This window comes from Flavobacterium sp., from assembly GCF_044338735.1.
Taxonomy (GTDB): Bacteria; Bacteroidota; Bacteroidia; order Flavobacteriales; family Flavobacteriaceae; genus Flavobacterium.
On sequence record NZ_JBIIWV010000103.1, the window covers coordinates 1 to 7,960 of the forward strand.

The window sequence follows — 7,960 nt, forward strand, 5'->3', positions numbered from 1 at the left end:
TTGCTCCGGCAACTGTTATATTATGACCACTATTAATAGTAAATGATCTTGTCGCATTAACAGTTAATGTTTTTGCTGTAAATCCTGCGGTAACCCCAGATGCAGTTGTTGAAAAATTTCCGTCAATTATTGCGTCAATTGAAGTTGTAGGCCCGCTTGTATTGGACCAACTTGTTCCATTCCAAGTAGTTGGAGGATCTGTTATAGTTCCTGTAAACTGCTTTGTTACATTAGTGAATCCAGTGGATGAAACCACAACCGCTGTTGATGCTCCACTATAAGATCCGGCGGAAAGACCGGCTTTCAATCTGCTGTAAATTATCTGTGAAGTAGTGGTGTTAACTAAAGTGATGGCAGCTGACTGGAAACCAGTGCCTGAAGTAGTTGATACTTCCAAATCAGAACCCGGAGTCACCACCAAATCGCTTGTTAAACCATTCGTTGTAACAGTAAACGAACCTTCAGCTGAAGGGCCGCTACCTGTTACATAACTCAAAGCACTTCCGGTGATTCCTGAAGTGTTAATGCCATTTATCGATCCGGTAAACTGTAATGTTTTAGTGGTCGTTCCAGTTGCTGCTACATTTACTTGTCTTAAAGTATTTGAACCACCCGTACCAAGACCTAGACCAGCTATCAAACGTGCATAAAGGGTTGTATTAGCTACTGTTCCACTGCTCGGCGTTAACGTAATTGCTGAAGAGCCAAAACCTGAACCCGAGGTAGAAGATATTTCGATATTTGTACCCGGAGTAACTGTAATATTATTACTACCCAGGTTTGCACCTGCTACCTGAAACGATTGTTCTGCAGAAGGACCATTTCCTATTTCATAACTCAAAGCTGTACTAACCGGTTGCGTAAGCGTAGTACTTGCTGCAGCACCTGCAGCGGTTAATGTAAAGTTATCGAGCGTTGGAGTATTCGCTAGCATTTGTCCCAAGTGAACCTGAATGGAAATATATTTTACATTAGCACTTGCAGCACCTCCTAATAGTGTACCTACAGCTGAAGCATTTACATAAGTTCCAGCAGCAGTAGTTTTAAGGTTTCCTTGTGATTTTGTCTGACTTATTGCCAACAAAACTTCAGCATTAGAGGCATCATACACTTTTACAACTACATTCCAAGGTGCAGCTGTAGCTGTTACTGTAGCAACTTTTATTTGAAATGCATACGTAAAAGCTGAGGTTGTCCCTTCATAGCTACTGATATCAATCTTATCAGATTCAATTATTAATGCTGCTTGGTAAGCATTTGCATTTGCACCAGAAGTTGCATTTGCACCAGTACAGGTGAATGCCCCACTTATTACACCACTTGAACCAACAGTTAGATTAGCATTACCGGCTGAACCAATTCCAGTATTTTGTGAAATTGTCCATCCAGTAATCGTCCATGGACTTGAGCCCGAAAGCGTTGACCCTGCGCTAAAATCACCGTTGGGAACTGTAATTGATTGCCCCCAACTTGTGTTAGCGCTCACCAAAATCAAACAAAGGCTTAGTGCAAGTTGCAGTAGTCTTTTTCTATTGAGTAATTGTTTTTTCATAATAATTATTTTTGGTTATTTTTTCTATGTTACTATTATGTAAAATTAATTAACCATTTATACTAAACTAGTTGATAAAGTTTCATTTATGAGGCAAAAAAGTTTCAAATATTTAATTATTTGAAACAAAAAGAACAACTGAATGACACTTTTTGAATGATTGCATTTTTAATTTAATTTGTTTATTTGTTTATCTATTTAAACTCGTAAATGAATAAACATTTTACATTAATTCTGATAAATATTTTTTTTGCTACAACCTCAGTATACAGTCAAAAATTGGTATATGAGAAAGGAACATTGGTATTAAAAGCCAATTCCTTAGAAGATGGGTTAGGACAATTTGTAACGAACGATTTACCCAGCGTCAACCCAAAAAACACTATTGCGTTAAAACCAGAGGCCACACCCCTATTCAAAAAAATGTGGGCAATAGCACTTAATGATGTGGAGCTCAACTTGATTACCAACGATTATGGGACTTATTTTGCCGCAGGACGACGGTACACCGACCGAGTTTATACCCGTGATATTTCTTATGCAGGAATTTTGGGCCTCAATGCTTTGTATCCCAAAGAAATGATGACTTCACTTCGGGTAACGAGAAATGTGGTGTCTAAAATGGGATACAAAGTTTCGACAGAAGAGGTAATTAAAGAAATTGACGCTCCTTGGGAAGTAATTACTGACGATAGAAAACAAATAATGGCTCAATTCAAAAGCAATAGTATCACCCGTCGTACCGATGATGTAGTTTGGATTTGGGCAGTTGATGATTTGTTTAAATCCCATCCTGAAGTAGCAGATTGGAATTGGTTTTATACCAATGGAAAAAATAATTTCGAGCAATTTTATATTCCTTGGTATGATAAAAAAGATGGTTTGTACAAAGGTCAAAATACCTTTCAAGACTTACAATCTGAGGGCTATCCAGAGGGTTATTCTCAAGCTGATTGCGTATTGATAAAAAGCACCTCAACCAATTGTTTGTATTATAAAGCGATGCTTTCACTGGCTAATGCTGCTAAAAAATGTAACTTACCCGAAGAATCTAAAGCTTGGACCAAAAAAGCCGAGTCACTCAAAAAGGCTATTCTCAAAGAATTACTTTTGCCCAATGGCACTTTTACTTACTTTAAAGACAGAAACGGAAAAGTATTGCCCAACCAGCACAATCTGGGAACAGCTTTTGCAATTCTATTTGGAATTGTAAAAGGAGAAACGGCCAGAAAAGCAATAGAAAATTATCCATCGAATCAATATGGAACGCCATTAATTCATCCTTTTTTAGAAAAAGGAACAGGAGATCACAATGCCGCAGCATGGCCCTTTTGCGATACTTTTTTCTTGCAGGCAAAAGAAATCGCCGATGGTAAAGATTATACAGGTTATAATGCTGCATTACTGGCACGAACAATGGGAACTAAATTTTCTGAAAAAAGAGATAAGGAATGGGGCGGATTTGGTTCTTTTCACGAAAAAGTACCCTTGCCTTCAGGTTTAATTTCAGGTTCGGGATCCCAACTATGGACTTCGGCCGCTTTTATGAATGTATGTTTGAGAGCCAAACTTGTTGATTTAAAATAATAAAACAAAGTTAAATAGTATTAAACCAATAATTGTTATCCGATTAAAATTTTAAACCAATATTAAATTTAACAGTCTAAATAGTAAATAACAAATTTTTAATTATGAATGAATATAGTTTAAAAAGCTTTGATAGAACAAGAAAAATTGTCATTTTAGCAGTAATTGCTTTCTCTAACATGGTAATAAGTCAAGTAGGTCCAAAACCTAGCTCTTTTGGTGTTTGGGATCGTGGAGAAGCAATGAATATAAGAGAGTATCCATTTTTAAAAGGAACATCCTGCGATTTTACCTGGGATGAAGTTGAAAAAACACCAGGAATATATGACTGGTCTATATTAGACAATGCTGTTGAAAGAGCCCATAAAGAAAAAATATCGCTATATATTTCTTTTGCAGCAGGGCCTAAAACACCTGAATGGGTTTATGAAAAAGGGGTGCCAAAAGTAATTACAAGCGCTACCAAAAAACCCGGGGCGTTTGATCATTATCCTTATTATCTATCTCCAGAATATAAAAAATATTATCACCGTTTTCTGACAGAAGTAGCTAAACATATTAGCAGCTTTTCTAAAGAGAAAATAAGTGCTATTTCATTTATTCAAGTTAAAACAGGATGTACTGGAGATGAGTGTGCTTATAAAGGGGAGCCTATAGATAAAAATTATTCTTTACCAGTAAAAAGTGAAAAATGGAGAGAATTCCGTCTTGAAACCTTTGCCTTGCATGATAAATTGTTTGGTAAACAATCAGGATTGAATATTAGTATGCTTCTGAACAATCTAGAACCAGAAAGCAATAACGGTAAAAATAATTTTGTTCAAGAATGGGATTGGGCCATTAAAAACCTTAAAGATGGTTTTGGAATCAAAAATGGAGCACTTTCTAGAGGACATCATTTAAGTGGAGAAATTGATGCAGTAAACACGTTTTTGCCCTATCTAGTTGACCCAAAAGGGGTTACGCTTTTTCGTCGTTCTGAGATGGACCAAACCTGGACGCGTCCTTGGTATCAACTAAATGTTCAACTCAACTTTTACTGGGGAGCAATTAATGCCTTAAATGCGGGTCAAAGTGTTTGGGATGTTACAAGCGGCGCTTTGAAGGCTAGCAAGGAACAAGGATTTGATTATTCTTTCTATTTTTTCAATAAGTATGCCGGGCAAATACACCCTGAGACAGCAACCGATGCTTTTTGTGCTTTGCATAAAGGTTTGAATGCAGCTGATACAAATACTTATCCTGAAGACAAGTTTGGTAAAGCATCGCATGGAAATATTGATCGTATGGAAAAAATTACTGCCGAATATGCGAAGTATGGAGCAGCAAACGAGGATAAAAATGCACTCAAAATGGGGCAAGTGAAGCAACGCGGTGACCAAGTTGGTTTCAATGATGCGGGTTGGGAAATATGGCCAGATAATTACTCCAGATTATTGTATCAAATTGAGCCAGATGAAACTTCAATTCCGTTATGGCGAGTAGGCGGACCTATCACGGCTACCTCTTCTATTTATTCAAGGTTTGCAAGAGGATTTGAACACACAACGGGAAAAGATGCACTATACTTCAAACTTCACGAAGGTTTTTCTCAAGATAATAAACCTAAAGTAATGTCGATAACTGTTGTTTGGTATGATGCCATTGAAGGTTCTAAATGGAAACTTGATTACGATGCAGGAACCAAATCCATGAAGACAGCAATGACAGTAACAGGAAAAGGGGACAAAAAATGGCATCATGAAGTGATAACTATAAAAGATGCCGTTTTCAAAAATGGAGGAACAAAAGGGGCTGACTTTGTACTATTGAATGCTGATGATAAAGATGATATATTTAGCCTTGTAGAGGTTCACCGAGGAGAACAAGAGCTTCCTTTATTAAGACCTCAAGAGGAAAATCGTGCTTTCAAGGGTAGCGCTAAAGGAACCAAATATAGCAAAGGAGAAAACGCCGTTGAGGGTGATAAAGAAAAGAAAGAAAAAAAAGGAGATAAAGAGGATAAAAGGGAAAAGAGAAAAAAAGAGAAAAAAAATAAATAGCACTATGAAACGCGCAAGAATTAAAATATTAGCTACTTTCTTATTGTTTATAGGATTATCTCAACTGACATTTTCACAAAAAAAGGAAAATGATATAAAAGATTTCGAGCGCCCACAGTGGGCGGGATTCTTTACCAATTGCAAGAATGAAAAAATTGACACAGAGCGGTTTCCTTTCATTAAAGGGGTTGCCGATAGAGTTAAGTGGGCCGACATAGAGACAAGTCCCGAGGAGTATGACTGGTCAAAAATGGATTCTCAAATCCGTAATGCCGTAAAGGGTAAGTATTTTTACTATTTCGTCTTATGGACGGGACCTCATTCTCCAGAATGGATTTATGAACAAGGGGTTCCCAAAGTGACTGTAAAAGGTGGCAAAGGAAAAGATTTTTTTCCCTATTACCTAGATCAAAACTATATCAATTACTTCCATCGTTTTATCGGCAAGCTAGCAGAACACATTGCCTCACTACCTGAGAAGGAGCGAAACGTTTTTGCGTTTATACAGCCGGCTTTTGGATCTACGGGTGATAGACAACTTTACAAAGGTACACCCATTGACCAGAAATATAAAATTAGCGCTTCGCAATATTTAGAGTTTTGCAGCGGAGCTACGAAACGTTTCTACGAAGCCTTCGATAAGCCAGAACTCAAACATATCCGATTCCTGTTTAATGTGGATAATGAAAGTAATCCTGAAGTGTTGAAGGGTACTAAGGCTGCAAAAGCAGGTGAACTACTTTACGCGAATTGGCTTCGTAAAAATTATCCGATTGAGCTCCGAAAACAGCAATTTACGATTGCAATTGGTTATCAGGCTAACGGAGAAATAATCCAAGATAATGAACTTCGCCCTACTTTTTTCGGCCTAAACGGCAAGAAACCGGAGTTTGTTCGCGGCGAGTTTTCTAAATTCGCACAGGGCGGAATATTTCAGGAAAATCCGGGTTGGAATTATTATTGGACCGCTATTTCGACTGTCGATAGAGGACTTGATCTATGGGAGGTTGATTATAATGTTGTAAAAACAGGACAATATGATGAAGGGTTTGCCTTCGCTAGTCGCTATTCTTATTACAAACAACCGCATACCAGCCCGTATGCTTTTATTGCCCTCCGTGATGTGCTAGATAGTGCCGATTCCGTTCGCTTTCCTGAGGTAAAATATGGGAAGGCTGAACAGAACAACGCAGAGCGGATAAATAAAATTGAAGCGGAATTCAATAAATACGGAGCGAAAGTTGGTGATTTGCATGCAGCTACTTCCCTATCGGGATCCAATTATCTTTATGAAGCCAAGGCGATGAACGATGTAGGATTCGAACTCATTGCCAGGAACTATAGCCGATTTATTACACAGATCGAAGCGAATGAAACCAGTGTAGGATTATGGCGGGTTGGTCCCACGAATCAGCCCTATGGAAGATATGCGCGCGGCTTTGAAAATTTAAACGCACGTAACCGGATGTATTTTGATCTGGATGACAATTTTCTATTTACGAAAGCTCAGAAACCAATCACTTTGAAAATCATATATTTGGATAAAGGGACTGGAAAATTCTCTGTTCGTTATGATTCCTCATCCAATTCGGACAAAACCGCAGTTACCATCACCAAAGCCAACAGTGGTAATTGGGTGACCAAAAGTATCGTCATCGCCGATGGGGCATTTGCCAATAAGGGTCCCAAAAATAGCGATTTCTCCTTGGTGAATGAGGATAATGAGGACGATGTTTTTCATATGATTGAAATTATGAAGGACAACCCGAAAAATTAAAAAAGAGGCTGTGTCAATTTTATTTTGAACAGTCTCTTTTTAGTTCCTAAAAATCAATTTGAATTTTATTTTTTCAATAACTATTGGATGATTTGTATTGTAATAAATAAAAAAGTTTTGTTTTTCGATTTATTTAATGGCATCAATCTATAAATGAAACAAATCTATACTAAAAATGAGACTATTTGCATCTATATCAAATATTGGTCAATAGTAAATTTGTAAAATAATCCAAAACTGACTTTCAATCAGATTTGTTAAAATTTAAAACAAAAATACATATTCATAAATAAAATGACAAAGAAATTTAAAAAAACAGTTACAATACTTTCGATAGTATTTTTAAACGGTTTAATGTCTTTTGCCGGAACCACTCAGCCATGGAAAGACATTAAGGTTGATGTTAATGCTAACGGAACAGTATCATCTACTATAAACTTAAAAGAAATCGAGAATGGTTTTCAAAGGTTAACTATATCGCTATCTAATAATAGCAATAAACCAATTACAATACAAAAAATTACTGTTAGTATTCCAATTGAAGCGAAGTTGTCTGACAACTTGGATGTAGTTTTTGGAGCAAGTTGTATGGGGCGTACTCCTCTACTTAAACAGAAAATTGGCGGTCAAACCAATCGTAGTTCAAGTAATATGTATGAGATGATACGATTATCAGACGGTCAATATTTATTTGCAGGTGCAACTTCTTGGAGAATATTTATGCCGAATTTCACATTAAAACAAGGGGGGTTCGAAGTTTGGTCTGATGGAGAAGGTAAGCAATTAAAACCAGGCCAGACAATACAATACGAACAAATCGTACTTAGACTTGCTACCAACTGGCTTGAATTACTTGATCAATTTGGAACGGCGATTGCTGCAGAAAATATAATTACCAAACTCAAGCCCGCCGATTTTAAAGGTTGGGCAACTTGGGATTATTATGGCAGAGTATTCACTCCAAAAGATATTTATGGTAATATGGACCAATTGAATAAATTG

Annotated in this window: 4 protein-coding genes and 1 pseudogene; 4 read left to right on the top strand and 1 reads right to left on the bottom strand. The window is 37.1% G+C overall.

The window, feature by feature from the left end; translation table 11 throughout:
• Nucleotides 1-1,552 (bottom strand): annotated as a pseudogene (locus tag ACIQZC_RS07545) (hypothetical protein); the annotation flags it as partial.
• A 210-nt stretch (nt 1,553-1,762) separates the two neighbouring features.
• On the opposite strand from ACIQZC_RS07545, the gene ACIQZC_RS07550 reads away from it, so the two are divergent.
• The 4 genes from ACIQZC_RS07550 to ACIQZC_RS07565 form a co-directional block, all read left to right on the top strand.
• A complete protein-coding gene (locus ACIQZC_RS07550; RefSeq protein WP_396138624.1) occupies nt 1,763-3,139 on the top strand; it encodes a hypothetical protein in 1,377 nt (458 codons plus the stop codon).
• Between the two features lie 104 nt (nt 3,140-3,243).
• Nucleotides 3,244-5,181 (top strand): beta-galactosidase, encoded by a 1,938-nt coding sequence (locus ACIQZC_RS07555; protein ID WP_396138625.1) that lies wholly within the window; start codon nt 3,244-3,246, stop codon nt 5,179-5,181.
• Nucleotides 5,182-5,185: 4 nt separating this feature from the next.
• Entirely contained in the window at nt 5,186-6,958 is a 1,773-nt protein-coding gene (locus ACIQZC_RS07560) for a hypothetical protein (RefSeq protein WP_396138626.1), read from the top strand.
• A 294-nt stretch (nt 6,959-7,252) separates the two neighbouring features.
• Nucleotides 7,253-7,960 (top strand): hypothetical protein (locus ACIQZC_RS07565; RefSeq protein WP_396138627.1); only part of this gene is annotated, 708 nt, incomplete at its 3' end.